The 25,792-nt window shown below is 62.4% G+C and carries 26 protein-coding genes and 1 tRNA gene; 16 read left to right on the forward strand and 11 right to left on the reverse strand.

Annotation, left to right across the window (positions count from 1 at the left end; genetic code table 11):
* Nucleotides 1-53: 53 nt before the first annotated feature.
* The 5 genes from GSQ88_RS28770 (at nt 54) to ptsN (ending at nt 5,139) form a co-directional block, all read left to right on the forward strand.
* On the forward strand, nt 54-743 hold the full coding sequence (locus GSQ88_RS28770; protein ID WP_159011205.1) for an LptA/OstA family protein: 690 nt from the start codon (nt 54-56) through the stop codon (nt 741-743).
* Between the two features lie 209 nt (nt 744-952).
* Nucleotides 953-1,975, forward strand: a complete 1,023-nt coding sequence (gene lptB, locus GSQ88_RS28775; protein WP_159011177.1) for an LPS export ABC transporter ATP-binding protein — start codon at nt 953-955, stop codon at nt 1,973-1,975.
* Nucleotides 1,976-2,066: 91 nt separating this feature from the next.
* A complete protein-coding gene (rpoN, locus tag GSQ88_RS28780; protein WP_159011178.1) occupies nt 2,067-3,752 on the forward strand; it encodes an RNA polymerase factor sigma-54 in 1,686 nt (561 codons plus the stop codon).
* 77 nt (nt 3,753-3,829) lie between these two features.
* A complete protein-coding gene (gene hpf, locus GSQ88_RS28785; protein ID WP_159011179.1) occupies nt 3,830-4,441 on the forward strand; it encodes a ribosome hibernation-promoting factor, HPF/YfiA family in 612 nt (203 codons plus the stop codon).
* A gap of 236 nt (nt 4,442-4,677) precedes the next feature.
* A complete protein-coding gene (ptsN, locus tag GSQ88_RS28790; protein ID WP_159011180.1) occupies nt 4,678-5,139 on the forward strand; it encodes a PTS IIA-like nitrogen regulatory protein PtsN in 462 nt (153 codons plus the stop codon).
* 133 nt (nt 5,140-5,272) lie between these two features.
* On the opposite strand, the gene ilvD is transcribed toward ptsN, so the two are convergent.
* The 9 genes from ilvD to GSQ88_RS28835 form a co-directional block, all read right to left on the reverse strand.
* Nucleotides 5,273-7,114 (reverse strand): dihydroxy-acid dehydratase, encoded by a 1,842-nt coding sequence (ilvD, locus tag GSQ88_RS28795; RefSeq protein WP_159011181.1) that lies wholly within the window; start codon nt 7,112-7,114, stop codon nt 5,273-5,275.
* Between the two features lie 537 nt (nt 7,115-7,651).
* The gene (locus tag GSQ88_RS28800) at nt 7,652-7,918 is read right to left on the reverse strand and encodes a BQ00720 family protein (protein WP_159011182.1); all 267 of its coding nucleotides are present in this window, start codon (nt 7,916-7,918) and stop codon (nt 7,652-7,654) included.
* 51 nt (nt 7,919-7,969) lie between these two features.
* Nucleotides 7,970-8,395, reverse strand: a complete 426-nt coding sequence (locus GSQ88_RS28805) for an Hsp20 family protein (RefSeq protein WP_159011206.1) — start codon at nt 8,393-8,395, stop codon at nt 7,970-7,972.
* 271 nt (nt 8,396-8,666) lie between these two features.
* Nucleotides 8,667-9,752: a sn-glycerol-3-phosphate import ATP-binding protein UgpC gene (locus GSQ88_RS28810; RefSeq protein WP_159011183.1), complete on the reverse strand. Its 1,086-nt coding sequence runs from the start codon at nt 9,750-9,752 to the stop codon at nt 8,667-8,669.
* A 111-nt stretch (nt 9,753-9,863) separates the two neighbouring features.
* A complete protein-coding gene (ugpE, locus tag GSQ88_RS28815; protein WP_159011184.1) occupies nt 9,864-10,712 on the reverse strand; it encodes a sn-glycerol-3-phosphate ABC transporter permease UgpE in 849 nt (282 codons plus the stop codon).
* A gap of 5 nt (nt 10,713-10,717) precedes the next feature.
* Nucleotides 10,718-11,599 (reverse strand): sn-glycerol-3-phosphate ABC transporter permease UgpA, encoded by an 882-nt coding sequence (ugpA, locus tag GSQ88_RS28820; RefSeq protein ID WP_159011185.1) that lies wholly within the window; start codon nt 11,597-11,599, stop codon nt 10,718-10,720.
* Nucleotides 11,600-11,681: 82 nt separating this feature from the next.
* Entirely contained in the window at nt 11,682-12,992 is a 1,311-nt protein-coding gene (gene ugpB, locus GSQ88_RS28825) for a sn-glycerol-3-phosphate ABC transporter substrate-binding protein UgpB (protein WP_159011186.1), read from the reverse strand.
* 224 nt (nt 12,993-13,216) lie between these two features.
* Nucleotides 13,217-14,422: a CaiB/BaiF CoA transferase family protein gene (locus GSQ88_RS28830; RefSeq protein ID WP_159011187.1), complete on the reverse strand. Its 1,206-nt coding sequence runs from the start codon at nt 14,420-14,422 to the stop codon at nt 13,217-13,219.
* A 162-nt stretch (nt 14,423-14,584) separates the two neighbouring features.
* Nucleotides 14,585-15,010 carry an organic hydroperoxide resistance protein gene (locus GSQ88_RS28835; RefSeq protein ID WP_159011188.1) on the reverse strand — a complete coding sequence of 142 codons (426 nt, stop codon included), beginning with the start codon at nt 15,008-15,010 and terminating at the stop codon, nt 14,585-14,587.
* A gap of 156 nt (nt 15,011-15,166) precedes the next feature.
* Between GSQ88_RS28835 and GSQ88_RS28840 the strand changes: the two genes are divergently transcribed.
* A complete protein-coding gene (locus GSQ88_RS28840) occupies nt 15,167-15,625 on the forward strand; it encodes a MarR family winged helix-turn-helix transcriptional regulator (protein ID WP_159011189.1) in 459 nt (152 codons plus the stop codon).
* Between the two features lie 127 nt (nt 15,626-15,752).
* Here the strand turns inward: GSQ88_RS28840 and GSQ88_RS28845 are convergent.
* A tRNA-Ala gene (locus GSQ88_RS28845) sits at nt 15,753-15,828 on the reverse strand.
* 71 nt (nt 15,829-15,899) lie between these two features.
* A complete protein-coding gene (locus GSQ88_RS28850) occupies nt 15,900-16,325 on the reverse strand; it encodes a TIGR02300 family protein (protein ID WP_159011190.1) in 426 nt (141 codons plus the stop codon).
* A gap of 156 nt (nt 16,326-16,481) precedes the next feature.
* Here GSQ88_RS28850 and aroA point away from each other — a divergent pair, with 156 nt between their 5' ends.
* From aroA to trpB, 10 genes are all read left to right on the forward strand, one after another.
* A complete protein-coding gene (aroA, locus tag GSQ88_RS28855) occupies nt 16,482-17,819 on the forward strand; it encodes a 3-phosphoshikimate 1-carboxyvinyltransferase (RefSeq protein WP_159011191.1) in 1,338 nt (445 codons plus the stop codon).
* Between the two features lie 10 nt (nt 17,820-17,829).
* The gene (locus GSQ88_RS28860; RefSeq protein ID WP_159011192.1) at nt 17,830-18,435 is read left to right on the forward strand and encodes a hypothetical protein; all 606 of its coding nucleotides are present in this window, start codon (nt 17,830-17,832) and stop codon (nt 18,433-18,435) included.
* Nucleotides 18,413-18,820, forward strand: coding sequence for a hypothetical protein (locus GSQ88_RS28865; protein WP_159011193.1), 408 nt, complete (start codon nt 18,413-18,415; stop codon nt 18,818-18,820). Before GSQ88_RS28860 ends, GSQ88_RS28865 begins: the two co-directional genes overlap by 23 nt.
* Before the next feature lie 5 nt (nt 18,821-18,825).
* On the forward strand, nt 18,826-19,464 hold the full coding sequence (cmk, locus tag GSQ88_RS28870) for a (d)CMP kinase (RefSeq protein ID WP_159011194.1): 639 nt from the start codon (nt 18,826-18,828) through the stop codon (nt 19,462-19,464).
* Between the two features lie 249 nt (nt 19,465-19,713).
* The gene (gene rpsA, locus GSQ88_RS28875; RefSeq protein ID WP_159011195.1) at nt 19,714-21,414 is read left to right on the forward strand and encodes a 30S ribosomal protein S1; all 1,701 of its coding nucleotides are present in this window, start codon (nt 19,714-19,716) and stop codon (nt 21,412-21,414) included.
* Nucleotides 21,415-21,831: 417 nt separating this feature from the next.
* Nucleotides 21,832-22,800, forward strand: a complete 969-nt coding sequence (gene sppA, locus GSQ88_RS28880; protein WP_159011196.1) for a signal peptide peptidase SppA — start codon at nt 21,832-21,834, stop codon at nt 22,798-22,800.
* 180 nt (nt 22,801-22,980) lie between these two features.
* The gene (locus tag GSQ88_RS28885; RefSeq protein WP_159011197.1) at nt 22,981-23,286 is read left to right on the forward strand and encodes an integration host factor subunit beta; all 306 of its coding nucleotides are present in this window, start codon (nt 22,981-22,983) and stop codon (nt 23,284-23,286) included.
* A gap of 107 nt (nt 23,287-23,393) precedes the next feature.
* A complete protein-coding gene (locus tag GSQ88_RS28890) occupies nt 23,394-23,756 on the forward strand; it encodes a lipopolysaccharide assembly protein LapA domain-containing protein (RefSeq protein ID WP_174248140.1) in 363 nt (120 codons plus the stop codon).
* A gap of 130 nt (nt 23,757-23,886) precedes the next feature.
* Entirely contained in the window at nt 23,887-24,546 is a 660-nt protein-coding gene (locus GSQ88_RS28895; RefSeq protein WP_159011199.1) for a phosphoribosylanthranilate isomerase, read from the forward strand.
* The gene (gene trpB, locus GSQ88_RS28900) at nt 24,543-25,757 is read left to right on the forward strand and encodes a tryptophan synthase subunit beta (RefSeq protein WP_159011200.1); all 1,215 of its coding nucleotides are present in this window, start codon (nt 24,543-24,545) and stop codon (nt 25,755-25,757) included. Before GSQ88_RS28895 ends, trpB begins: the two co-directional genes overlap by 4 nt.
* Nucleotides 25,758-25,792 lie beyond the last annotated feature (35 nt).

Below are 25,792 nucleotides of genomic sequence, written 5' to 3' on the forward strand. Positions count from 1 at the left end.
ATCGGCAAGACGCGTCTGGTTCCACCGATAGCGATAATCCGGGTGATTTCATGATGATGTCCTCACCGAATAACCCGATCGGGCGGTTCGCGCGCGCGGTTGGAATGGCCGCATGCTGCGCACTTAACGTGAGCGCTGTCGGCGAAGCGGTCGCGCAAAGCGCGGGGTCGAGCGTGCCCAACGCCATGCAGGGCTTTTCGCAGAATCACGACCAGCCAATCCAGATCGAAGCCGCCACGCTCGAAATGCGCGACAGGAAAAAGGAAGCGACGTTCTCTGGCAATGTGAAGGTGGTGCAGGGCGATACCACCATGACATCGAGAACCCTCGTGGTGTTTTACGATTCGGCGACTGCCCCGGGAGCGGCGCCGGCCGCGGCCAATCCGAAGGCCCCGGTAAAATCGGCTCCTCCGATCCAGTCCGCGACTCCCGGTCCCGGAGGCAGCTCGTCGATCCGAAAGCTCGAGGCGAGAGGCAGAGTGGTCGTCACCCAGAAAGATCAGGTCGTAACCGGCGAAACGGCCGTGTTCGACACCAAGACCAACCTGATAACCATGCTGGGCGGGGTGGTGTTGACCCAATGCAAAAACGTGTTGCGTGGCGACCGCCTGCTGGTCGATATGACGACCGGCGTGTCGCGGGTCGAGTCCAACGACGGTAAGGTCCAGGCCCTGTTCCCCCAGTCGGGCCAAGGCTGCGATTCGCTCGGCGCGGGGCCCGGTGCCCCAAATAAACCGAAATAATATCAATTACTTGTATTCAATCTGCTGGTCGTGCGGTTGAAGCTTGCCGTGCCAGCCTGTATCTACGCTTAAACCGGCGACGGGGGTCGGCGCCTCGAAATCGAGGCGTCACGCTGGGCAAGGGACATCCCTTCATTCATGCTCGGTGCGCGAATCGAAAAGCCGCGGGCGTGTCGCGGGATTACCGTGAAAGGCTAAGCAAAGCGGCGATGGTGGATTTACTCGGCATGTTCCGTCGACGCCCGGCGAAGCGCGCAGGATTTGCGCGCTCGCGCGATGACATCACCGCGCTCGCGGATTCCTTCGGCGATATGCTGGCCAGCCCGGTGCGCGATGCGCCGCCGATCGCCCGCGAAGCTCCGGTGCCGCGAATTGATCCGGCGTCGTCTCCGGCGTACGCCGAACAGCCGGCTGCGGCCGAAACGCCGCGCCCGCGGCCCAAAGCCGACAAGCCCGAGAAAAAAGCCAAGACCAACGGCGCCGCCGCTGCGCCGCGGATGGCGACCCGGGCCGGTTATCTGGCTGTGCATAGCGTGGAAAAGAGCTTCGGCAAGCGCCAGGTGGTGCGCGGCGTCAGCATCTATGTGCGCCGCGGCGAAGCGGTGGGTTTGCTCGGCCCCAACGGCGCCGGCAAGACTACGGTGTTCTACATGATCACGGGTCTTATTCCGGCCGATCGCGGCGCCATCGAACTTGACGGCCACGACGTCACCAAGCTGCCGATGTATCAGCGCGCCCGGCTCGGGATCGGATATTTGCCGCAGGAAGCCTCGATCTTCCGCGGTCTCACCGTGGAACAGAATATCCGCGCGGTGCTGGAAGTCGTCGAACCCTCGAAGAAAAAGCGCGAGATCGAACTCGACTCGCTGCTGGATGAATTCAATATCACGCGGCTGCGCAAGACGCCGTCGATCGCGCTCTCCGGCGGTGAGCGGCGTCGCGTCGAGATCGCACGCGCGCTGGCGACGCGGCCGAACTACATGCTGCTCGACGAGCCGTTTGCCGGCATCGATCCGATCGCGGTGGGCGACATTCAGGATCTGGTCCGCCACCTCACCAATCGCGGCATTGGGGTGCTGATCACCGACCACAACGTCCGGGAAACGCTCGGACTGACCGACCGTGCGTATATCGTCTATGCCGGTGAGATCTTGACAGAAGGCAGTCCGGACGAGATCGTCAACAATCCGGATGTACGCCGCCTTTACCTTGGCGAGGAATTCCGCCTCTAGCCCATTTTTAGGTTTCGTCAAGCCGTGTACATCGGCCGTGGACTAGTTTAAGCAAGAATCGGACCAACTTTCAGGAACGGTTCTTGCCTTCATGGCGCTAACGCAGAGATTAGAGTTCCGCCAGTCCCAGTCGCTGGTGATGACGCCGCAGCTGATGCAGGCGATCAAGCTGCTGCAGCTGTCCAATCTCGACCTCTCGGCCTTTGTCGAGGAGGAGCTCGAACGAAATCCGCTGCTTGAGCGCACCAACGACAGCGCCGAGCCGCCGGTGGCGGGCGAACCCGTGCCGGAACGGGCCGAATTTTCCGGTTCGGACGAATCCGGCTATGGCGAGGATGCGGGCGGCGACCGTGCTGAGGCGGGTAGCGGGGCGACCGGCGACAATTTTGAGCCAGGCCAGTTTGAGCAAAGCCAGTTCGAGCCGGGCCAGGAAGAATGGCTGAACCACGATCTCGGCACCCGCACCGAGATCGAGCAAACCCTCGACACCGGCCTCGACAACGTCTTTTCCGAAGAGCCTGCCGAGGCCGCGGCGCGGACCGCGCAGGACGCCGCACCTACCGCCTATACCGAATGGGGCGGCGGCGCTTCCAACGACGACGCGTATAATCTCGAGGCCTTCGTTGCCGCCGAAATCACGCTCGGCAGCCATCTCGCCGAGCAATTGGCGGTCGCGTTCACCGCGCCGGCGCAGCGCATGATCGGGCAATATCTGATCGACCTGGTGGACGATGCGGGCTATCTGCCGCCGGATCTCGGACAGGCGGCCGAGCGGCTCGGGGCGTCGCAACAGGACGTCGACGCGGTTCTCGCGGTGCTGCAGAAATTCGATCCGCCCGGCGTGTGCGCGCGAAATCTGAGCGAGTGCCTTGCGATCCAGCTGCGTGAACTCAATCGCTACGACCCGGCGATGCAGGCCTTGGTCGAGCATCTCGATCTGCTGGCCAAGCGCGATATCACCGCGCTGCGCAAACTGTGCGGCGTCGATGATGACGACATCACCGAGATGATCGGCGAAATCCGCCGGCTCGATCCGAAGCCCGGCCTGAAGTTCGGCGCGACGCGGATGCAGACCGTGGTGCCCGATGTCTATGTGCGGCCGGGGCCCGATGGCGGCTGGCACGTCGAGCTCAACAGCGACACGCTGCCGCGCGTGCTGGTCAATCAGGTCTATTACACCAAATTGTCGAAGACGATCCGCAAGGATGGCGACAAATCCTATTTCACCGATTGTCTGCAGAACGCGACGTGGCTGGTGCGCGCGCTGGATCAGCGCGCTCGCACCATCCTGAAAGTCGCGACCGAGATCGTGCGCCAGCAGGACGGCTTCTTCACCCACGGCGTGGCGCATCTGCGGCCGCTCAATCTCAAGGCGGTGGCCGACGCGATCCAGATGCATGAATCGACGGTGTCGCGGGTGACCGCCAACAAGTACATGGCGACCAATCGCGGCAGTTTTGAATTGAAGTATTTTTTCACCGCGTCGATCGCATCGGCCGACGGCGGCGAAGCGCATTCGGCGGAAGCCGTCCGTCACCACATCAAGCAATTGATCGATGCGGAAGATCCGACGGCGATCCTTTCCGACGACACCATCGTGGAACGATTGCGCTCGACGGGAATTGATATCGCCCGCCGCACCGTGGCGAAATACCGCGAGGCGATGCGAATCCCATCCTCGGTGCAGCGCCGCCGGGACAAACAGAGCATGCTCGGCAATGCCCTTTCAGCGCCCGCTGCGTCATCCGACCGCTCCCGCGATCCCGCGCCTGCCTGATTGCGTGCGGATTTGTTCGAAATAACTTGCAAATCGGGATAGTCTCGGCTCCGTCCAGAACCCAGCGAGGCCTAACCATGACCCTTCGCATCTCCGGAAAAAGCATCAGCATCGGCGAGGCGCTGCGCGACCGCGTCAGCGACCGCACCGAGGAAGTGCTGCGCAAATATTTTGACGGCAATTATTCCGGCCACATCACGCTGAGCAAGGACGGCTTCGGTTTCCGAACCGATTGCGCGCTGCATCTGGATTCCGGGATCACGCTGGAAGCCGACTCCAACGCCGCCGATGCCTATGCCAGTGCCGACCAGGCGTTGCTGATGATGGAAAAGCGTCTGCGCCGCTACAAGAGCCGGCTGAAGGATCGCTCGGCCCGCAAGGCCTATGTGGCGTCCGCTGCGCTCGCGGAGATGGACGCGCCGACGCTGGATGCGCCGAGCTATATCATCGAGGCGCCGGCCGCCGACGGCGAAGACGATGTCGACGGCTACAACGCCGTGATCATCGCCGAAGCGACGACATCGCTGAAGCGGTTCTCGGTCAGCGAGGCCGTGATGGAACTCGATCTGACCGGCGCGGCCTGCATGGTTTTTCAGCACGGTTCCAGCGGCCGGGTGAACATCATTTACCGGCGGGCCGACGGCAATGTCGGCTGGATCGACCCGCCTTCGGTTAACGCCGGGGGATAGCAGCCAATCCGTGGTTACCCCGGGATTGACGGCTTTTGGACCCCTCCCTATGGTCCGCCGCTTCTTAAGGATAGGGGTGGGAACGGCTTTGCGGCAGTTGGCACCGGTCAAACGTTGGAGTAGAAGCGCCCCCATCGGGACCCGGACATAAAACCGCCTCCCGTCTTATCTTCTTGACGATGCGGCTTTAAAACCTATTTCGCACCCTTGACGGTTAATTCACCTCGGAACGCCCAATGACGATTACCGACCTGGTCGCACCCGAGGCGATCCTCCCGGCGTTGAAAGTCAACAGCAAGAAGCAGGCGCTGCAGGAGCTGGCGGCGCGTGCCTCGCTGCTGACCGGGCAGAACGAACGCACGGTGTTCGAGGTGCTGTTGCAACGGGAGAAGCTTGGAACCACCGCGGTGGGCTATGGCGTCGCCATCCCGCACGGCAAGCTGCCGAAGCTGGAAAAGCTGTTCGGGCTTTTCGCCCGCCTCGAGCGGCCGATCGATTTCGAAGCGATGGACGGCCAGCCGGTCGATCTGGTGTTCCTGCTGCTGGCGCCGGAGGGCGCGGGCGCCGATCATTTGAAAGCGCTGGCGCGGATCGCGCGGCTGTTGCGCGATCAGGACGTCGCCAAGAAGCTGCGCGCCTCGCGCGACGCGCAAGCGATCTATTCGGTGCTGGCGCTGCCGCCCGCGAGCGCGGCTTAAGTTTCCGATTAGAGCGAGATGACTTATCTTCGAATCGTCATCCCGCTCTATCTATTTATTTGAGCATGATCTCCGGGCAAACGCTTCGCGTTGTCCCGAGGGAAAACCGGTATCCACTTTTCCGGATCATGCTCTAATCCTCGACAATGCGAACCGCGCCACGGGCAGCACTGGTCGTCAGCGCGGCATAGGCCTTGAGCGCCGTCGATACCTTGCGATCGCGCTTGGCGGGCTTCCAGGCTTTCGAGCCCAGCGCGAGCATGGCGGCGCGACGCTGCGATAACTCCGCTTCATCCACCGCCAGCCTGATCGAGCGGTTTGGAATATCGAGTTCGATGATGTCGCCGTCCTTCACGAGGCCGATCAGGCCGCCTTCCGCCGCCTCGGGCGAGACGTGCCCGATCGACAGGCCCGACGAGCCGCCGGAAAACCGGCCATCGGTGATCAGCGCGCAGACTTTGCCGAGGCCCTTCGATTTCAGATAACTGGTCGGGTACAGCATTTCCTGCATGCCGGGGCCGCCCTTCGGGCCTTCATAAACGACCACGACGACATCGCCCGCCTTCACCTTGTTGCCGAGGATGCCGGCAACAGCCGCGTCCTGGCTTTGGTAGACCCGCGCCGGTCCGGAGAATTTCAGGATGCTGTCGTCGACTCCAGCGGTTTTGACGATGCAGCCGTCGAGCGCGAGATTGCCCGACAACACCGCGAGGCCGCCATCCCTGGAAAATGCGTGGGCGACGTCGCGAATGGCGCCCTTGGCGCGATCGACATCCAGTTCGTCGTAGCGTTGCTTCTGGCTGAACGCGGTTTGCGTCGGGACCCCACCGGGTGCTGCGCGATAAAAGCCCATGACCTTTTCGTTCGAGGTCTGCGCGATGTCCCAGGATGCGAGCGCCGACGCCAAGGTTTCGCTGTGCACGACCGGCAAATCGGTCGTCAGCAGGCCGCCGCGGTTGAGCTCGCCGAGGATCGCCATGACGCCGCCGGCGCGGTGGACGTCCTCGAGATGCACGTCGGCGACGCTGGGCGCGACCTTGCACAGCACCGGCACCTTGCGCGAGAGACGGTCGATGTCGGCCATCGTGAACGGCACCTCGCCCTCATACGCCGCGGCCAGCAGATGCAGCACGGTGTTGGTCGATCCGCCCATCGCGATGTCGAGCGTCATCGCGTTTTCAAACGCCTTGAAGCTCGCGATCTCGCGCGGCAGCGCGCGCTTGTCGTCTTTCTCGTAGTAGCGGCGCGCGAGGTCCACGATCAGATGGCCGGCCTTGACGAACAGGTCGCGCCGGTCGGCATGGGTTGCGACGATGGAGCCGTTGCCGGGCAGCGCGAGGCCAAGGGCTTCGGTCAGGCAGTTCATCGAATTGGCCGTGAACATGCCCGAGCATGAACCGCAGGTCGGACATGCCGAGCGCTCGATCTCTTCGACTTCGGCTTCGCTGACAGAGCTGTCGGCGGCAGCGACCATGGCGTCGATCAGGTCGACCGAGCGGGTCTTGCCTTTAATCGTGACCTTGCCGGCCTCCATCGGTCCACCAGAAACGAACACGGTCGGGATGTTGATGCGCAGCGCGGCCATCAGCATGCCCGGCGTGATCTTGTCGCAGTTGGAGATGCAGACCATGGCGTCGGCGCAATGCGCGTTGACCATGTACTCCACGCTATCGGCGATCAGCTCGCGCGAAGGCAGACTGTAGAGCATGCCGTCATGGCCCATCGCGATGCCGTCATCGACCGCGATGGTATTGAACTCCTTCGCCACGCCACCAGCGAGTTCGATCTCACGCGCGACCAGCTGACCAAGATGCTGCAAATGCACATGGCCGGGCACGAACTGCGTGAACGAGTTCACCACGGCGATGATCGGCTTGCCGAAATCCTCGTTCTTCATGCCGGTGGCGCGCCACAGCCCGCGCGCGCCTGCCATGTTACGGCCGTGGGTCGTGGTGCGTGAGCGATAGGCGGGCATGGGAAATCCTCTCCTTGAACGGCTTCAGGTGAGGTCCGCCGGGAAGGCTGCGGATAATAAAAAGCCCGCCTGGGGCGGGCCTTCAACACTCACCATTTGCCGGATGTCTATCGCCCGGGCCTGGCTTGGTCAAATACGCTGGAAACATTCCTGACCCGCGAATCGGAGCCGAAAACAGCGCGGGCGCTTGTTCCGGCATGGCCGGAGACAAACGCCCGTGCGTATAAAATTCGGATGATACCACCGACAGCAGGCAAACGCCGCTGTCAGGGACAACCGCAAAACTCGCGTCAGCGACACGGCAAGGGTGGCGGTGAAGCCATTTCGACGTCATCCTGAGGAGCGGCCGCTTGGCCGCGTCTCGAAGGATGTTGTTCCGCGCCGTGTGTGCAGCCATCCTTCGAGGTTCGCCAACGACGCGAATGCGTCGTCGGCTTCACACCTCACGGGTGAACGCAATTGCGTTCATCCCGGGGATGACGTCAGAGACAGCTCACGGGCTTAAGAGCCGGGTCAGTGACACCGGCAAGCGCCGGGTCAGTGAACGCTGACGGCCTGCAACTCGTTGCTCCAGGCATTCGCAATCGCCGCTTCGCGGCTATCGGTCAGCATGATCGGCGTGCCGTCGGCGGCATGAAGCGCAAACAGCTTGAGCCCCGGCGCGATCTTCGGCGCCTGCGGAAACAGATCCGGCACGTCTTCGGAGCGGACCTGCTTGACGTAGGCGATATGGCCTTCGCCGAGATGGGCCAGCGCCTCGGTGGTGACGCTTTCGGGTTCGAACGTTACAGTCAGTTCACTCATGGTCTCGACTCCTCTGATCAGACTAAGCGGTCGAGTCCGCTCCTCGTTCCATTATTCGTGTTCATTGATAGCGATTGTCTTAACGACCTTCTCCGGCTCAGGCCGGGCCAGATCGATCGACAGCAGCCCGTTTTTCAAATCCGCGCCCAGCACCAGCATCCCCTCCGCCAGCACGAAGGTGCGCTGGAAGTGGCGCGCGGCGATGCCGCGATGGATGTACTGCCGAGCCTTGTCGTCCTGCTGGCGGCCCCGGATCACAAGCTGGTTTTCCTCAGTGGTTACATCGAGTTGGTCACGCGTGAAGCCCGCGACCGCCAGCGTGATGCGCAGGCGTTCGGGCTGCCCGTTGGCACGGTCGCAGCGTTCGATGTTGTAGGGAGGATAGCCGTCGGCGCCCTTGACGACGCGATCGAGCGCACGCTCGATTTCGTCGAACCCAAGCAGGAACGGACTGGATAACGAAGGAACACGAGACATTACAAAGTCCTCTCGAAGCGACTTTGAGGGGCCCTTGCGGCGCCCCATTTAACGGCCGTCCGGCGGATTTGCCGTCCAGTCAATCAGCAATATGGGCACGATTTGGCGGGCGTTCAAGCATCTCTGGAACCACGACAAAAGCCGGAAAACGCAGACCTGGCCTGTCGCCGGAGCCGGGGCACGGGAGCTCCAGGGGAGATCAAGCCGGATTCAAGGATGGTTAACCCAAGTTCCAGATCGAGGCCAAAAAGCGTCCGGCAACGAGCCGAACCTACGGGCCGATCCGCTGACGGCCGTCGGCGCTGAACAGATGCAGCTTTTCCCGCGGCGCCACGGCCCGGATTTTCTCGCCGATATCGGGCGCCACGGCGCCCGGAATCCGCACGATCACCTCGCCCGGCGGCGTCTCGCCGGGATTGGCGGCGATGCTTTGCGCCCCGCGCTGCCGTGTACCGTAGATATAGGTCTCAGCGCCGACGCGCTCGATCGCTTCCACGGTGAGATCGAACGCGATGCCGGAGGTTGCCTCGCTCGACACCACGAGGTCTTCCGGGCGGACACCCAGAATGCCGGCCTCGACGGCGAGGTCGCCGCCCGATTGCGATTTGAACTCGTCGGGCTTGATCGGCAGCAGATTCATGGGAGGCGCGCCGATGAAGGACGCGACAAAGGTCGTCGCCGGCTTTTGATAAATGTCGAGCGGATTGCCGATCTGCTCGACCTGGCCGCCATTCATCACCACCAGGATATCGGCGAGCGTCATGGCTTCGAGCTGGTCGTGGGTCACGTAGATCGAGGTCGTCTTCAACCGCCGCTGCAATTTGCGGATTTCGACCCGCATCGCAATGCGCAGCTTGGCATCGAGATTGGATAGCGGTTCGTCGAACAGAAACACTTTTGGCTGCCGGACAATGGCGCGGCCCATCGCGACGCGCTGGCGCTGGCCGCCGGACAATTGCCCGGGCTTGCGCGTCAGCATGGCGCCAAGCTCGAGAATGCGAGCGGCTTCCTCGACGCGAGTTTTGATCTCGGGCTCGGCCATGCGGCGGTTGCGCAGACCGTAAGCCATGTTGTCGTAGACGGTCATATGCGGATAGAGCGCGTAGTTCTGGAATACCATCGCGATGTCGCGCTCGGCCGGCTCGATCTGGTTGACGATGCGTCCGCCGATGTCGATCTCGCCGTCGGTGATGGTTTCGAGCCCGGCGACCATCCGCAGCAGCGTCGACTTGCCGCAGCCGGAAGGGCCGACCAGCACGCAGAACTGGCCGTCACCGACCGCGAAGTCGATGCCTTTGATGGCCAGAAAGCCGCCGGGATAGGTTTTTTGAACGTTGCGGAGGGTGACGCTAGCCATGGTGGCCACCAGCGAATAGCGAATGGCGAATAGCGAGTAGGGAAGAATGAGGCGCGAGCACGGTGGGGCGGTCCACTCGCCATTCGCTATTCGCCATTCGCATCTTCATTCTCACTTCTCTGTCTCGATCAGGCCTTTGACGAACAGGCGTTGCATCAGCACGACGACGACGACCGGCGGCAGCATGGCGAGCACGGCGGTCGCCATCGCCACCTGCCATTCGGTCAGGGCGTCGTGCACGTCGATGATCTTCTTGATGCCGATCACGATGGTCTGCATGTCGTCGCGCGTCGTGATCAACAGCGGCCAGAGATATTGATTCCAGCCATAGATGAAGAGGATCACGAACAGCGCCGCGATGTTGGTGACCGACAGCGGCAGCAAGGTATCGAAGAAAAACCGGATCGGGCCGGCGCCGTCGATCTTCGAGGCCTCGACCAGTTCCTTCGGGATCGTCATGAAGAACTGACGGAACAATAGCGTCGCGGTCGCCGACGCGATCAAGGGCAGGATCAGCCCCGCGTAGGAATCCAGCATATGCAGGTCGCTGGTGATCTTGTAGGTCGGGAAGATGCGCACCTCGACCGGCAGCATCAGCGTGATGAAGATGGTCCAGAACGCCGTCATCCGGAACGGGAACGCGAAGAACACGATCGCATAGGCCGAGATGATCGAGATCGCGATTTTTCCCGCCGCGATGCCGAGCGCCATGATCAGGCTGTTGAGCATCATGCCGCCGACCGGTTGCCGCGTGGTCTTGCCGGCGCCGGCGACGATGGTGTTCCAGTAGGTTTCAAGGCCGTGCGTGCCGGGATAGAGCGGCATCTGGCCGTTGGCGATCACGGCGTTGTCGTGGGTCGAGGCGATCACGGCGAGATACACCGGAAACGCGACGATCACGACGCCGGTCAGCAGGATCAGATGCGGCAGCCAATTTCCAAAGCGGCGATGTTCGACCATGGCGTTCAGTAATGAACTTTCTTTTCGACGTAGCGAAACTGAAATGCGGTCAGTGCAACCACGATCACCATCAGGATCACCGACTGCGCGGCCGAGCCGCCGAGGTCCGTACCGACCTTGCCGTCCTGGAACACCTTGTAGACCAGCGTCTGGGTGGCGCCGCTGGGGCCGCCGCCGGTCGCGGTGTCGATGATGCCAAGCGTGTTGAAGAAGACGTAGGTGATATTGACGATGATCAAAAAGAAAGTCGTCGGCGACAGCAACGGGAAGATGATGGTCCAGAACCGCCGCATCGGCCGCGCACCGTCGATCGCGGCGGCTTCGATCACGCTTTTCGGGATCGCCTGCAGCCCTGCGAGAAAGAACAGGAAATTGTAGCTGATCTGATTCCACACCGCGACGATGACGACCAGGATCATCGCATGCGTTCCGTTCAGCACCGGATTCCAGTCGATGCCGGCGCGCTGCAGCGCGCGTGCGATCATGCCAAGCCCGGGCTGCAACATGAAGATGAAGAGCACGCTGGCGACCGCCGGTGCCACCGCGTAGGGCACGATCAGGAAGGTGCGATAGATCTGGATGCCGCGGATGTTGCGGTTGGCCATCGCCGCGAGCAGCAGGCCGAGGCCGAGCGAGAAAAACGCCACCAGCGCCGAAAACACCAGGGTGACGCCGATCGCGTGATAATATTCGGGGGTTTGCAGCAGATTGACGTAGTTTTCGAACCAGACGAACTCGGTCGAGAGTCCGAACGCATCCTGCACCAGGAACGACTGCCACAGCGCCTGCGCCGCCGGCCAATAGAAAAAGATCAGCGAAATCGCGAGCTGCGGCAGGATCAGCAGGCAGGGTAGCAGTTTGCCTGAAAAGATCGCGCGGTTTTCCATTGGAATCTCGTTAAGGGGCGAATGGTGAGTGGCGAATAGCGAATAGGGAAAAACAACTATTCGCTACTCGCCACTCGCGCGCTTACTTGGCCGTACGCTCGAATTGACGCAGCATCTGGTTGCCGCGGCTTACCGCCGCATCGAGCGCTTCCTTGGCCGTCTTCTTGCCGGCAAGGGCGGCCTCGATCTCTTCGGACCAGACGTCACGCATTTGCACCATGCCGCCAAAGCGCAGGCCGCGCGAATTCTCGGTCGGCTCCTTGTTGGTCAGCTCCTTGAGCGGCACTTCGAGGATCGGATTCTTCTCGTAGAAGCCCGAGGCCTTGGTCTTTTCGTAGGCCGCCTTGGTGATCGGCAGATAGCCCGAAGCCTGGTGCAGATAAATCTGGCGGTCGGTATCCGACAGGAAGGTGAAGAACTTGGCGATGCCTTTGTATTCTTCGGGGCTCTTGCCGCCCATCACCCAGAGCGAAGCGCCGCCGATGATGGAGTTTTGCGGCGCATCCTTGACGTCGGGGAAGTACGGCATCGGCACCGAAATGTAGCTGAACTTGGCGTTGGCCTTGACGCTCGGATAAAAGCCGGACGAGGTCATGTAGAGCGCGCATTCGCCGGACGTAAAGCGTCCTTCGCCGGTGTTGGTGCGGCCCGAATAATCGAAGCTCTTGTCCTTTTGCAGTTCGACAAGGTTCTCGAGCAACTTGGTTTCCAGCGGGGTGTTGAATTCGAGCACGGTGTCGAAGCCATCCAGGCCATTGGCCTTGGTCCCGATCGGCACATTATGCCACGCCGAAAACTGCTCGATCAGGCCCCACGTGATCCACGACAGCGAGAAGCCGCAGGTCGGGTTGGTCGCATGCAGCTTCCTGGCGTCGGCGAACACTTCCGGCCAGGTCTTCGGGGGCGCGTCGATGTCGGCCTTCTTCAGCGCATCGAGATTGACCCACAGCACCATGCTCGACGAGTTGAACGGGAACGACAGCATCTCGCCCTTCGAGGTCGAGTAATATCCTGTTATCGCCGGCAGGTAGGATTTGGGATCGAAGGATTCCTCTTGCTCCTTCATCAGGTCGGAAACCGGCTTGATGGCGCCCTTGGCCGCCATCATGGTTGCGGTTCCGACCTCGAACACCTGCATGATGCCCGGTGCGTTGCCGGCGCGGAACGCCGCGATCCCGGCGTTGAGCGTGTCGGCGTAGCTGCCCTTGAAGGTTGGGACGATCTTGTAGTCGTTTTGCGAGGCGTTGAAATCGTTGGCGAGCTTGACCACGACATCGTTGTTCGGGCCGGTCATCGCGTGCCACCACTGAATCTCGGTCACTGCGTAAGCCGGCGTCGCGAGCGCCAGCGTGGCAGCGATCACCGAGGCGGCGCCGAATTGTCGAAAAACCATCGAATTCCTCCTGTTGGGCCGCCATCATCGTTTTCGCGCGTTAACAGCGCCGGATGACGTGCAAATGACTGTGTAAGTAAGGCAATTTACCGGGGAAGCCCCGCCGAAGGAAACGACAAAATAGGCTAAGAAAACAAGAGGAAAACAACAGAAGAAACTTGCCGAAGCCGTCGTCCCGCAAGGTCAGGTCGCCCCGGGCTTGCCGGGACGACCCATCGCAACGCTTAGCGCTTCCGCTCGGGCCCGCAAACAAAACCCTTCGCGACCAAACCATCGATCTCCGTTTTGGAATAGCCGAACTCCGCCAGCACTTCGGCGCTGTGCTGACTGAACTTGGGTGGCGTGCGGCGCAGGCTGGATTTGGTGCGGGTCATGCGGATCGGCGAGGCGACGCCCTTGTACCAGTCCTTTTCGATGACGTCGCCACGGTGGACGGCGTGGGCGCTGGTGAGCGCCTGGTCGATCGACTGCACCGGCCCGGCGGGCAGTCCTGCGGCCAGCAGGCGGTCGCATAGCGGAGCTGCGTCGTGCTGGCTGAAGACCGCGGCAAGCTCGGCGCGCAATGCATCGCGGTTGGCGATGCGGTCCTTGTTGCGGGCAAAGCGCGGATCGGTGCCGAGTTCGGGTTTGCCGATTTCCTTGGCCAGCTTGCGGAAGGTGCCGTCATTGCCGACGCCGATAAAGATGTTGTCGGTGCGGGTCGGGAAGATCGCATAAGGCACGAGATTGGGGTGTTCGTTGCCGGTGAGCTGCGGCGGCTTGCCGTGCATGAAATAGTTCGCGGCATGCGGGTGCATGACGGAAAGTCCGGTCTCGTACAGCGTGGTCTCGAGAAACTGCCCGAGGCCGGATTTTTGCCGTTCCGACAGCGCCATCAGGATGCCGATCGCGGCGTAAAGCCCGGTTGTGATGTCCACCACCGGAACGCCGATCCGCATCGGGCCGCTTTCCGGCGAGCCCGTTGCCTTGATCATCCCGGTCATGGCCTGGATGATGGCGTCATAGCCTGGATTGCCGCCGCGCGGGCCGTCGCCGCCGAAGCCGGAGATCCGGCAGTGCACGAGCTTGGGGAATTTCGCGCGCAGCACCTCGTTGCCGATGCCCCATTTGTCCAGCGTGCCCGGCTTGAAGTTCTCGATCAGGACGTCGGCGCCTTCCAGCATCTTCATCAGCACGGCGCGTCCGCCCTCGGAAGCGAGGTCGAGGCCGATCGAGCGCTTGTTGCGGTTGATGCCGACGAAATAGGCCGCATCCTCGTCATGGAAGGGAGGGCCCCAGTCACGCACCTCGTCACCGGCCGGCGGTTCGACCTTGATGACGTCGGCGCCGTGATCGGCCAGAATCTGGGTGCAATAGGGTCCGCCGAGAACGCGCGTGAGGTCGATGACGCGCAATCCGGCCATCGCGCCGGGGGCCGCTTCTGAACTCATGAAAAGAACCTTCGCTCAAGCTGAGAATGGAATTCTTGAGCTATCGGTCTTCAGGCGCCGCGGCAATGCCTTCCCGCGCACGGGCATATGCCGTCAGAACGAAAAATGGCCCGCCAGAGCGGCGGGCCATTCCGTATCGCGGATTTAGGTGCCAGCCTCGAATTAGGCCACGCTCAGTTTCACATCGACGTTGCCGCGGGTGGCGTTGGAATAGGGGCACACCTGGTGGGCCTTCTCCACCAGCGCCTCGGCTTCGGCATGGGGGAGGCCGGGCAGGGAGACGGCAAGATCAACGGTGAGGCCGAAGCCGCCGGCCGCTCGCGGGCCAATGCCCACCGTCGAGGTCACCGAGGCGTTGTCCGGCACTTTCGGGCCGCCTTGCGAGGCCACGAACTTCATCGCGCCGATGAAGCAGGCGGCATAGCCGGCCGCGAACAGCTGCTCGGGATTGTTGCCCGCACCGCCACCGCCGCCGAGTTCCTTCGGGGTGGTGAGCTTGACGTCGAGTGCGCCGTCGAGGGTGGCGGCGTGGCCATCGCGGCCCCCGGTTGCCTTGGCGCTGGTCTTGTAGAGCACGTTCACAGACATGGTGATCTCCCTTTGGTTTGAAGCGGATTATGAATTGCATACAATTAGATTGTGTGCAATATAAAATACGTGGTCTCACATTTAATTGTTCGCAATTGAATTGGCGGTCCCGTAGACCCACAACGAACCCGAAGCCGGCATTGGACGAGAACGCAGATGGTCAGGAAACTCACGGCGGAACAGGCCCTGCGGCTCGACAATCAGATCTGCTTTGCGGTCTATTCGGCCTCCCACGCCTTCAACCGCGTCTACAAGCCCCTGCTCGACCGGCTCGGGCTCACCTATCCGCAGTATCTTGTCATGCTGGCGCTGTGGGAGCGTGACAACATTCCACTCAAGGATATCGGCCAGCGCCTGTTCCTCGATTCCGGCACGCTGACGCCGCTCCTGAAGCGGCTGGAGGCGGCGAACCTGATCAAGCGAACCCGCGGCACCGAGGACGAACGCCAGGTGCTGATCGAACTGACGGCCGCGGGCCACGCGCTGCGGGAGCAAGCCAAGGCCGTCCCGCAATCGATCCTCGCGGCGTCCGCCTGTTCGGTCGGCGAACTGGTCGCGATGAAGAACGAGATCGTCGCGCTAAGGGATCGGCTGAATGCGGTGTTGGGGGAGTAGGTGCGTCAGAGGCGCTTCTCACCGGGCCGTCTGCGCCCTTCGGGCTACGACGCGGCAGCCTTTGCTCGCTTCGCGCTTGATAGGTTTCCGGGCTTGCCGAGCCGAAGCTCGCGAAGCGAGCGAAGGCTGGTGGAGCCAGGCGGGATCGAACCGCCGACCTCTTGCATGCCATGCAAGCGCTCTCCCAGCTGAGCTATGGCCCCTTAACCAACCACGCGTCGTGGGCGACGCGCGGGACGAAACCCTGATCACAGATCAGGGCTGATCTCAAGTCTCAAGTCTCTTCGTCGCCGCCGACGTCGCCGATGATGTCGGTGACGTCCTCGTCGCCTTCTTCCTCGTCGGCGATGAAGGTCGAATCGTCGTCATCATCGTCTTCGATCGTGTCGTCGATCTCGATGTCGTCTTCCGATTCGGGAACGACGGCTTTCACCTTGCCCGAATTCTCCTCGGCGTCGGCTTCCTCGAGCGGGACCAATTCTTCGGCCTCGGCGGGCTCCGGCGTGGCTTCCGCGGAGGCGGCAGCGGATGCAGCCGCGGCGCGAGCGGCGGCATCGGCACGGGTACGCGGCGGCGGAATCGGCGCAATCGGCACCACTTCGCCGGTATAAGGTGAGATCACCGGGCTCTTGTTGAGGTCGTAAAATTTCTTACCCGTAGTCGGGCAAATGCGTTTGGTTCCGAGATCGGATTTGGCCACGTGTGGAATCCTGGGGATTTCTGAAAAACGGTGCTTCACTTGGCTAGTTGACGCGCCGGTGTCAATAGCTTTGCGGGATACCGACAGCCGCGTGACGCGACGCGGCCCATATGATACCTGCCGGCGACACCTGCCGTCGGCGCAGAGGACACAATCTTGACTCATTCCGCCCACCCAACGCCGCTTGAGGCCCGTTCCAGCGGTCCTTTGTCCGGAAAAGCCCGGGTACCGGGCGACAAGTCGATTTCGCACCGCGCCCTGATCCTGGGCGCGCTGGCGGTCGGCGAAACCCGGATTTCGGGCCTGCTTGAGGGCGAGGATGTCCTCAATACGGCCAAGGCGATGCGGGCGCTCGGCGCCAAGGTCGAGCGGACCGGCGATTTCGCCTGGTCGGTCCGTGGTGTGGGGGTTGCCGGGTTCGCGCAGCCCGAAATGCCGCTTGATTTCGGCAATTCGGGCACCGGCTGCCGGCTGGTGATGGGGGCGGTCGCGGGTTGCCCGATCACGGCGGTATTTGATGGCGACGCCTCGCTGCGGAGCCGGCCGATGCGGCGGATCCTAGATCCGCTGGAGTTGATGGGGGCGCGAACCGGCGCCAGCGGCGAAGGCGGACGCCTGCCGCTGACCTTGCACGGTGCGCGCGATCCGCTGCCGATCCTGTACCGCACCCCGGTGGCGTCCGCGCAGATCAAATCCGCGGTGTTGCTGGCGGGCCTCGCGGCCCCCGGGGTCACCACCGTGATCGAGACCGAAGCCAGCCGCGACCACACTGAACTGATGATGAAGCATTTTGGCGCCCAGATCGTCTCGGCCTCCGAAGGCGTCCATGGACGCAAGATCGCGCTCACCGGTCAGCCCGAATTGCATGGCGCCGAAGTGGTGGTGCCGGCCGATCCGTCGTCGGCGGCGTTCCCGGTCGTCGCCGCCCTGATCGTGGAAGGCTCCGACATCGTGCTGTCCGACGTCATGACCAACCCGCTGCGCACCGGGCTGTTGACGACGCTGCGCGAGATGGGCGCCTCGATCGAGGAAAGCCATGTCCGAGGCGATGCCGGTGAGCCGATGGCGCAGTTGCGGGTACGCGCCTCGAAATTGCGCGGCGTCGAGGTGCCGCCGGAACGGGCGCCGTCGATGATCGACGAATATCTGGTGCTGGCGGTGGCGGCAGGCTTTGCCGAAGGCACCACCATCATGCGCGGTTTGCAGGAATTGCGGGTCAAGGAATCCGACCGGCTCGAAGCCACCGCCGCCATGCTGCGGGTCAACGGCGTCAAGGTCGAGATTTCAGGCAACGACCTGATCGTCGAAGGCAAGGGTCATGTTCCCGGCGGCGGCCTGGTCGCGACCCATATGGACCACCGCATCGCGATGTCGGCGCTGGTGATGGGACTGGCGTCCGACAAACCGGTGAAGGTCGACGATACCGCCTTCATCGCCACCAGCTTTCCGGATTTCATCCCGATGATGCGCGGTCTTGGCGCGGAGTTTTCATGAGACGGGCTCGATGAGTGCAGCTTTCGGCCGCGACGCGCTGCTCGACGCCTTTGACAGGATTGGGCGGGCGGCTGCGCAGGCCGGAGCCAAGTTGCAGATCGCGGTTTATGGCGGCTCGGCGCTGATGCTCGCAAGCAATTTCCGGTTTGCCACTGAAGACGTCGACGTGTCGGAACTCGAACGGCCGCTGCCCAATTGGCTGGCAGCGGTGGTACGTGAAATCTCCGAGGAAAATCGCTGGCACGAAGATTGGCTCAATGACGGGGTCGCGTTTCACCTCAGCGCGCTTGCCGATCGTGCGCCCGACCATCTTGAATTTGGGACGTTTCCGCGCGATGGCAGCCCGGCGGGGCTTGTGGTTTCCGTCCCCTCGGCGGAATATTTGCTGGCGCTTAAATTGAAAGCATTTCGGATCATGGATCCGTTTCGCGGCGAAACCGAGCGGCTCGATATACTCAATCTGATGCAGGTGACGGGTATCTCGACAGTGGAGGGCGCAATAGCCTTGCTTGGCCGATATTTTCCCGTGAGCGCGGCTTCTTCCGAGAAGCAGCGGTTTTTATTGGAAAACATGAATCGCCAGGGAGCGGCCGATGCGCCCAAATACCCTCGCTGAGGCGGTTGAAAATATTCAAGCCGGGGCCGCGCGAGATGTCATGCTTGCTGAGTTCGTCGATACTTTTGATCTGGCGAAAACCGACCAAGATCGCTACGCCTCGATTGAGGGCGAGCCAAATTTGACGGGAGATGACCGGCTTGACGCGCTGGTTGGCGCCATGGCCGAGTATCTGGCAAAGCAGCGGCGGCTGGGCCGCGTTCCGCCTTGGGTTTGCGATCCAGCCCGCCGCTTAGCCAGCCCGTGGTTCACAACGGCCGACCCGTCGGACGCGATGCGCGAATACCTTACCTTCAGTAGTCCCGCCGAATTCGCGTCCCGCAACATTTTCACTGAGGAACGGCCGCTGCGACGCGCCCGAGGCCCTTGGACAGAGAGAACCTAGCGTACATGATCATCGCCATCGACGGGCCGGCGGCGTCCGGCAAGGGCACGCTCGCCAAGCGGCTCGCGCTTCATTACGGCCTTCGCCACCTCGATACCGGCGTGATCTACCGCGCCGTGGCCAAGGCGCTGCTGGATGCCGGCGCCGAATTGACCGATGAGGCCGCCGCGGTCACGGCCGCAATGGAACTCGACCCCGGAAAGTTCGGCGATCCGGCCTTAAAATCGCAAAAAGTGGGCGACGCCGCTTCGGTGGTCTCGGCCTTCCCGGGGGTGCGGGACGCTTTGGTGAGTTTTCAGCGGCAATTTGCCGCCCGCCCGCCGGGAGCCGTGCTCGACGGCCGCGATATCGGAACCGTGATCTGCCCGGACGCCGATGTGAAGATTTTCGTCATCGCCGACCCCAAAGTCCGCGCCCAGCGCCGCACCCTGGAAGCCAAGGGCCGGGGCGAGGACGCCGATGAGGCCGTGATCCTGGCCGATATCCTCAAACGCGACGAACGTGACCAGAATCGCGCCGCTGCCCCTTTAAAGGCAGCGCCGGATGCTCACTTGCTCGATAACTCGCATTTGGATATAGAAGGCGGCGTCCGGGCCGCCATCGATATTATCGAGGCCGTCCGAGCGGGCCGGCAGCAGGTTTGAGCCTCTGCCGTCATTGGAGGAAAGCCCGCTCCAGGTCTAGATCGTCGGTATCTCGAACTCGCTTTCTTGAGATCGATAAGCTTCAGGTCCCGGACAAAATCAACGTATCGAACGTGCAGGCATGCTGCCGGCCCGCTTTCGCGATTTTCCGTCGCGATGAGCGGTCGTTAGGGTTTGCGGAACCCTGACACTTCACGCGCGATACGCCCTTAACCCGAATGGCCGGCGATACCCGCATCTGGAGAACAAATGGCTGCGACTGCTACTTCTTATAATCCTTCCCGCGACGATTTCGCCGCGATGCTCGACGAGTCCTTTGCCGGTGGCAACCTGCAGGAAAGCTCCGTCATCAAGGGCATCGTCGTTGCGATTGAAAAGGACATGGCCGTCATCGACGTCGGCCTGAAGACCGAAGGCCGTGTGGCGCTGCGTGAATTCAATGGGCCCGGCCGCGAAAGCGATCTCAAGGTTGGCGACGAAGTCGAGGTGTTCCTCGACCGCATCGAGAACGCGCTCGGCGAAGCGGTGCTGTCGCGCGACAAGGCGCGCCGCGAGGAAAGCTGGGGCAAGCTCGAGAAGGCCTTCAACAACAACGAGAAGGTTCACGGCGTCATCTTCAACCAGGTCAAGGGTGGCTTCACCGTCGACCTCGACGGCGCGGTCGCCTTCCTGCCGCGCTCGCAGGTCGACATCCGTCCGATCCGCGACGTCGCTCCGCTGATGAACAATTCGCAGCCGTTCCAGATCCTCAAGATGGATCGCCGCCGCGGCAACATCGTGGTGTCGCGCCGGACCGTGCTGGAAGAGACCCGCGCCGAGCAGCGCCAGGAACTGGTGCAGAACCTCGAAGAGGGTCAGGTGATCGACGGCGTCGTCAAGAACATCACCGATTACGGTGCGTTCGTCGACCTCGGCGGCATCGACGGCCTGCTGCACGTCACCGATATCGCCTGGCGCCGGGTCAATCACCCGACCGAAGTGCTCACCATCGGCCAGACCGTGAAGGTCAAGATCATCAAGATCAACCACGAGACCCACCGCATTTCGCTCGGCATGAAGCAGTTGCTGGACGATCCGTGGCAGGGCATCGAGGGCAAGTATCCGCTCAACGCGCGCTTCACCGGCCGCGTCACCAACATCACCGACTACGGCGCGTTCGTCGAACTGGAGCCGGGCATCGAAGGCCTGATCCACGTCTCGGAGATGTCGTGGACCAAGAAGAACATGCACCCCGGCAAGATCGTTTCGACCTCGCAGGAAGTCGAAGTGCAGGTCTTGGAAGTCGATTCGGTCAAGCGCCGGATCTCGCTCGGTCTCAAGCAGACCATGCGCAATCCCTGGGAAGTGTTCATCGAGAAGTTCCCGGTCGGTTCGACCGTCGAGGGCGAGGTCAAGAACAAGACCGAGTTCGGGCTGTTCCTGGGTCTCGAAGGCGACGTCGACGGCATGGTCCATCTGTCCGACCTCGACTGGAAGCTTCCGGGCGAGCAGGTGATCGACAACTTCAAGAAGGGCGACATGGTCAAGGCCGTGGTGCTCGACGTCGATGTCGAAAAGGAGCGCATCTCGCTCGGCGTCAAGCAGCTCGAAGGCGACCCGTTCGCCGAGCCGGGCGACGTCAAGAAGGGCGCGGTCGTGACCTGCGAAGTGCTCGAAGTGAAGGAAAGCGGCATCGAGGTTAAGATCTCGGGCACCGACTTCACCACCTTCATCAAGCGGTCCGAACTGGCGCGTGAGCGCTCCGATCAGCGCGCCGAGCGTTTCGCCGTCGGCGAAAAGGTCGATGCGCGGGTGATCCAGTTCGACAAGAAGGCCCGCAAGGTGCAGGTCTCGATCAAGGCGCTCGAAGTCGCCGAGGAAAAGGAAGCCATCGAGCAGTACGGGTCTTCGAACTCGGGTGCGACGCTGGGCGATATTCTCGGCACCGCGCTGAAGAACCGCGAGAAGTAAGCGTCCGCTTTCTTCGCGTAATCGATCAGGCCCCGGTTTCGACCGGGGCCTTTTTTGTCGTCCCGACGCACGAGGCTGTGAAGCCATCTCGGACGTCATCCTGAGGAGCGGCGTCTTCGCCGCGTCTCGAAGGATGGCCGCGAGTCCATGCGTTGCGGCCATCCTTCGAGGCTCGCAAGGGCTCGCACCTCAGGATGACGTCCAGAATAGTTTCACAGCCTCGTTCGCCGGGACGACGGCCTGCCGAGCCTTGTTTTCTTCAAATTGCACTGCAATTGATGTAATCAGGTAATCCGATGGTCAGCTTGCGAATGCAAAACGCGCGGATCGTTTCGGAAGAATTCCCAAAAGAACTTCCAAGAGACCTCCAAAAGAACTTGCAAGAGAACTTTCACGAAAGCTTCCAGGAGAACTTCGATGTCGCTTGATTCGGACGTGATCGTCGATCGCCGCAGGATACGCCGCAAGCTGACGTTCTGGCGCGTGGCGGCGGCATTGATCGCGATCGCGGCGATCGCAGGCGTCGGCATAATGGTGACGCCAGGCACGCGCGGGTCGCTGGCGGCCTCGGGCTCGATTGCCCGCGTCAATATCGAAGGCCTGATCCGCAGCGACCAGGACCGTGTCGAGGCGCTGGAGCGGCTGGCGGATTCGAACGCGCCGGCGGTCATCGTGCATATCAATTCGCCGGGCGGCACCACCGCCGGCTCCGAGCAGTTATACGATGCGCTGACGCGGCTGAAGGCGAAGAAGCCGCTGGTCGTGGTCGTTGAAGGCTTGGCCGCGTCCGGCGGTTACATCACGGCCATCGCCGCCGATCACATCATTGCCCAGCAGACCTCGCTGGTCGGTTCGATCGGCGTGCTGTTTCAGTTTCCGAATTTTACCGATCTCTTGAAGACCGTCGGGGTCAAGGTCGAGGAGGTGAAGTCCTCGCCGCTGAAGGCAGCCCCCAACGGGTTCGAGCCGACCAGTCCGGAAGCGCGCGCGGCGCTCGATGCGCTGGTGAAGGATTCCTACGCATGGTTTCGCGGATTGGTGAAAGAACGGCGCGGCATGGACGACCAATTGCTCGACAAGGTCGCGGACGGACGGGTCTTCACCGGCCATCAGGCGGTCGATCTCAAACTGATCGATCAACTCGGCGACGAAAGAACCGCGGTGGCCTGGCTGGTGGCGCAGAAAGGCGTCAAGGCCGATCTGCCGGTGCGCGATTACAAGCTGGCACCACGCTTTGGCGACCTGACGTTTTTGCGGGCGGCGGCCTCGATTACGCTCGACGCGCTCGGTTTCGGCGGCGTTGCGCGACAGCTCGAGCAAGCCGGCGTCGATCGCCTCGGCCTCGATGGCATGCTGGCATTGTGGCAACCGGCCGGATCGAATTGATCGGCGCAAGTCCGCCTTCGGCGCGCTTCCGAGCATCCTGCCGCGTTGCGGGGTGCTGTCACAATCCCGGATTGGAGCCTTTGTCACGCCTTTTCGCAGCATCCATATTTCATTTAGCGTCTTGACAGTTCAAGGCATTTTCACGGAAATGCATGTCAGCACTTTCCGGGCCCCACCTCGATGATCAAATCCGAACTCGTTCAACGCATCGCCGAGCACAACCCGCATCTCTACCAGCGGGATGTGGAGAACATCGTGAACGCGATTCTCGATGAGATCGTCGCGGCGTTGGCGCGCGGCGACCGGGTCGAACTGCGCGGTTTCGGCGCATTTTCGGTGAAGCATCGTCCGGCCCGCGCCGGACGCAATCCGCGCACCGGCGCGCATGTGCCGGTGGATCAGAAGAGCGTTCCGTTCTTCAAGACGGGCAAGGAAATGCGCGAACGGCTGAACCGGGATGACGGCGCGCCGGAAGCCGGCGCCTAAGCGTTCCAGGTCGTACATCTTCCGGTTGCAGGCGATTTCCGGTAGCAGGTGATGCCATGCCGCGGAACTCAAATTTCCGCCGATCTCTATCGATATGAGAGATGGTCATGCGAAAATTCTTCAATACCGTGGTCGTCATTCTACTGGGCGCGATCTTCGTCGTGTTCGCGGTCGCCAATCGTCACCTGGTGACGGTATCGTTCGACCCGTTCGGTTCCAGCGACCCGTTCTTTGATTTGCCTCCACTCCCGCTATTCGTGGTCATCATTGTCGCGGTGATTTCGGGCGTGCTCGCAGGCGGCCTCGCAACCTGGTTCCGGCAGCGCCGCTGGCGTCGCGCGGCGCGCCAGCATGAAGCCGATGCGCGGCAGGCGCGGGCGCAACTGGCCGATTTGCGCGCCGCCACCGCCACCACCGCCCAGCAGGGCAGCGTACCGCCCTTTCCGGCGTTGTCGCAGGGCGGTCGATAGAGCCCCGCCAATAGGGCCCCCGCCGGGCGAGACAAGCCGGGCGCGACGTTGTAGAAGGCGGCTAAATCGCCTTGGTTCTGTCATCCCGGGTTCACGGTTCGCCGTTCGCTCCCCAGCTCGTATTTCGAACATGTCCCTGATCGTCAAAATCTGTGGCCTGTCCACACCGGAGACGTTGGATGTCGCGCTGCAGGCTGGCGCGGACATGGTGGGATTCGTGTTCTTTCCGGCCTCGCCCCGTCATATCGGCCTGGAGACAGCGCGGGAACTCGGCCGGCAGGCCAAGGGCCGCGCCGGGAAAGTCGCGCTGACGGTCGATGCCGACGACGCGACGCTCGCCAACATCGTCGAGACCTTGCGGCCGGATATGCTGCAACTCCATGGCAGGGAAACCACAGCCCGGCTGCGCGACATCAAGCAGAGTTTCGGCTTGCCGGTGATGAAGGCCATCGCGGTTGAGACCACGGCCGATCTGGTACCATTAGCCGGCTACGCGGCGGTCGCCGATCGCATCCTGTTCGATGCGCGGGCCCCGAAAGGCGCCACGCGGCCTGGCGGCCTCGGGGCGGTATTCGACTGGCATGTGCTGGAAAATCTCGATCTCAAGCTGCCCTTCATGGTTTCGGGCGGCCTCAATGCCGGCAACGTCGCGGAAGCCGTTCACGTCACCCGCGCCGGCGGGGTCGATGTGTCCTCCGGCGTCGAGCGCGCCGCAGGTCACAAGGATCCCGACATGATCCGCGACTTCATCCGCGCCGCGCGCGCCACCGAAGAGTTGATGACGAGATGAATCCAAACCTGCCCAATTCATTCCGCAGCGGACCCGACGAGCGGGGGCATTTCGGCATTTTCGGCGGCCGCTTCGTTGCGGAAACGCTGATGCCGCTGATCCTCGATCTGGAGAAGGCCTACGCTGATGCCAAGGCCGATCCGGCGTTCCAGACCGAGATGAACGGCTATCTCAAGAACTATGTCGGGCGGCCGTCGCCGCTCTATCTCGCCGAGCGTCTCACCGCACATCTCGGCGGCGCGAAGATTTACTTCAAGCGCGAGGAGCTCAATCATACCGGCTCGCACAAGGTCAACAACGTGCTCGGCCAGATCATGGTGGCGCGGCGGATGGGCAAGCAGCGCATCATCGCCGAGACCGGCGCCGGCCAGCATGGCGTGGCCACCGCGACGTTGTGCGCGCGGTTCGGGCTCGACTGCGTGGTCTATATGGGCGCGGTCGACGTCGAACGGCAGCAGCCCAACGTCATTCGCATGGAAATGCTCGGCGCCAAGGTGATCCCGGTGCAATCGGGTTCGCGCACGCTGAAAGATGCGATGAACGAGGCGCTGCGCGACTGGGTCACCAATGTGCACGACACGTTCTACTGCATCGGCACCGTCGCGGGCCCGCATCCCTATCCGATGATGGTGCGCGATTTCCAGTCGATCATCGGCACTGAGACCCGCGCCCAGATGCAGGAAGTCGAGGGCCGCCTGCCGGACTCGCTGGTTGCCTGTATCGGCGGCGGCTCCAATGCAATGGGACTGTTTCATCCCTTCCTCGATGATCCCACTGTCGAGATTTTCGGGGTCGAAGCCGCGGGTCACGGGCTGACGCAACTGCACGCCGCGTCGATCGCCGGCGGCCGGCCGGGCGTGCTGCATGGCAACCGCACCTATTTGCTGATGGACGAGGACGGCCAGATCCAGGACGCGCATTCGATCTCGGCGGGGCTGGATTATCCCGGCATCGGTCCCGAACACTCCTGGCTGCACGAAATCGGCCGGGTGAATTATTTGTCCGCCACCGATGACGAAGCGCTGGCGGCGTTTCAACTGCTGTCGCGGCTCGAAGGCATCATCCCGGCGCTGGAACCGGCGCACGCCATCGCCAAAGTGATGGAACTGGCGCCGAAGCGGCCGAGGGATCATCTGATGGTGGTCAATCTCTCCGGCCGCGGCGACAAGGACGTACCGCAAGTCGGCGATATCCTGCGGGGGAAGAAGTGAATTCCGATCGAGGCCGCTTGCTTCACCTCTCCCCG

This window comes from Bradyrhizobium sp. S69 (genome assembly GCF_009766005.1).
Taxonomy (GTDB): Bacteria; Pseudomonadota; Alphaproteobacteria; order Rhizobiales; family Xanthobacteraceae; genus Bradyrhizobium.

Coding starts and splice junctions, on each gene's coding strand:
- GSQ88_RS28770 (WP_159011205.1), top strand. CDS start 54: ATGATGTCCTCACCGAATAACCCGATCGGGCGGTTCGCGCGCGCGGTT.
- lptB (WP_159011177.1), top strand. CDS start 953: ATGGTGGATTTACTCGGCATGTTCCGTCGACGCCCGGCGAAGCGCGCA.
- rpoN (WP_159011178.1), top strand. CDS start 2,067: ATGGCGCTAACGCAGAGATTAGAGTTCCGCCAGTCCCAGTCGCTGGTG.
- hpf (WP_159011179.1), top strand. CDS start 3,830: ATGACCCTTCGCATCTCCGGAAAAAGCATCAGCATCGGCGAGGCGCTG.
- ptsN (WP_159011180.1), top strand. CDS start 4,678: ATGACGATTACCGACCTGGTCGCACCCGAGGCGATCCTCCCGGCGTTG.
- ilvD (WP_159011181.1), bottom strand. CDS start 7,114: ATGCCCGCCTATCGCTCACGCACCACGACCCACGGCCGTAACATGGCA.
- GSQ88_RS28800 (WP_159011182.1), bottom strand. CDS start 7,918: ATGAGTGAACTGACTGTAACGTTCGAACCCGAAAGCGTCACCACCGAG.
- GSQ88_RS28805 (WP_159011206.1), bottom strand. CDS start 8,395: ATGTCTCGTGTTCCTTCGTTATCCAGTCCGTTCCTGCTTGGGTTCGAC.
- GSQ88_RS28810 (WP_159011183.1), bottom strand. CDS start 9,752: ATGGCTAGCGTCACCCTCCGCAACGTTCAAAAAACCTATCCCGGCGGC.
- ugpE (WP_159011184.1), bottom strand. CDS start 10,712: ATGGTCGAACATCGCCGCTTTGGAAATTGGCTGCCGCATCTGATCCTG.
- ugpA (WP_159011185.1), bottom strand. CDS start 11,599: ATGGAAAACCGCGCGATCTTTTCAGGCAAACTGCTACCCTGCCTGCTG.
- ugpB (WP_159011186.1), bottom strand. CDS start 12,992: ATGGTTTTTCGACAATTCGGCGCCGCCTCGGTGATCGCTGCCACGCTG.
- GSQ88_RS28830 (WP_159011187.1), bottom strand. CDS start 14,422: ATGAGTTCAGAAGCGGCCCCCGGCGCGATGGCCGGATTGCGCGTCATC.
- GSQ88_RS28835 (WP_159011188.1), bottom strand. CDS start 15,010: ATGTCTGTGAACGTGCTCTACAAGACCAGCGCCAAGGCAACCGGGGGC.
- GSQ88_RS28840 (WP_159011189.1), top strand. CDS start 15,167: ATGGTCAGGAAACTCACGGCGGAACAGGCCCTGCGGCTCGACAATCAG.
- GSQ88_RS28860 (WP_159011192.1), top strand. CDS start 17,830: ATGAGTGCAGCTTTCGGCCGCGACGCGCTGCTCGACGCCTTTGACAGG.
- GSQ88_RS28865 (WP_159011193.1), top strand. CDS start 18,413: ATGCGCCCAAATACCCTCGCTGAGGCGGTTGAAAATATTCAAGCCGGG.
- cmk (WP_159011194.1), top strand. CDS start 18,826: ATGATCATCGCCATCGACGGGCCGGCGGCGTCCGGCAAGGGCACGCTC.
- rpsA (WP_159011195.1), top strand. CDS start 19,714: ATGGCTGCGACTGCTACTTCTTATAATCCTTCCCGCGACGATTTCGCC.
- sppA (WP_159011196.1), top strand. CDS start 21,832: ATGTCGCTTGATTCGGACGTGATCGTCGATCGCCGCAGGATACGCCGC.
- GSQ88_RS28885 (WP_159011197.1), top strand. CDS start 22,981: ATGATCAAATCCGAACTCGTTCAACGCATCGCCGAGCACAACCCGCAT.
- GSQ88_RS28890 (WP_174248140.1), top strand. CDS start 23,394: ATGCGAAAATTCTTCAATACCGTGGTCGTCATTCTACTGGGCGCGATC.
- GSQ88_RS28895 (WP_159011199.1), top strand. CDS start 23,887: ATGTCCCTGATCGTCAAAATCTGTGGCCTGTCCACACCGGAGACGTTG.
- trpB (WP_159011200.1), top strand. CDS start 24,543: ATGAATCCAAACCTGCCCAATTCATTCCGCAGCGGACCCGACGAGCGG.